The 714-nt window shown below is 47.3% G+C and carries 1 protein-coding gene; it reads left to right on the top strand.

Annotation, left to right across the window (positions count from 1 at the left end):
* The coding region (locus tag AB4517_RS22710; protein ID WP_372150121.1) for a VCBS domain-containing protein at positions 1-714 on the top strand (714 nt) is incomplete at both ends.

Here is a 714-nt window from a genome sequence, read left to right as displayed (position 1 = left end):
CGAGGTTTATACAGTTACTGCGATTGACGGAACCACAAGTGAAGTGACCATCACCATCAACGGTGCCGATGATCCGTCAGAGATTACTGTTGGTGAAGGTGATTCTGACATGGGTGAAGTGACGGAAGATGTCGATGTCGATCCTGAAAGCAATGACTTGATGGCGACAGGAACATTGACGATCACTGATGTTGATGCCAATGATGTCGCTGCTTTTGAACCCAACGGAACGTTTAATCCGGAAGGTTCGACCAATGATACCGCGTTGGGTATGTTGACCATAACCGATGATGGAGCATGGACTTACGTCGTGGACAACGATGATGTGCAATACCTTGACGACGATGAGGTCGTCACTGAGGTTTACACGGTTACTGCTATTGACGGAACCACAAGTGAAGTAACCATAACCATCAACGGTGCCGATGATCCATCCGAGATTACCGTTGGTGAAGGTGACTCTGATATGGGTGAGGTGACGGAAGATGTCGATGTCGATCCAGAAAGCAACGACTTGATGGCGACGGGAACACTGACGATTACTGATGTTGATGCTAACGATGTCGCTGCTTTTCAACCTAACGGAACGTTTAATCCAGAAGGCTCAACCAATGATACCGCGTTGGGTATGTTGACCATTACCGACGATGGTGAATGGACGTACGTTGTAGATAACGATGAAGTGCAATATCTTGATGACGATGAGTTCGTTAC

The sequence above is a fragment of the Vibrio sp. 10N.222.52.C3 genome, assembly GCF_041474195.1.
In the GTDB taxonomy this organism is placed as follows: domain Bacteria; phylum Pseudomonadota; class Gammaproteobacteria; order Enterobacterales; family Vibrionaceae; genus Vibrio; species Vibrio crassostreae_C.
The sequence above is the reverse complement of the archived record's forward strand: the minus strand, read 5'-3'. Positions and strand labels throughout refer to the sequence as shown.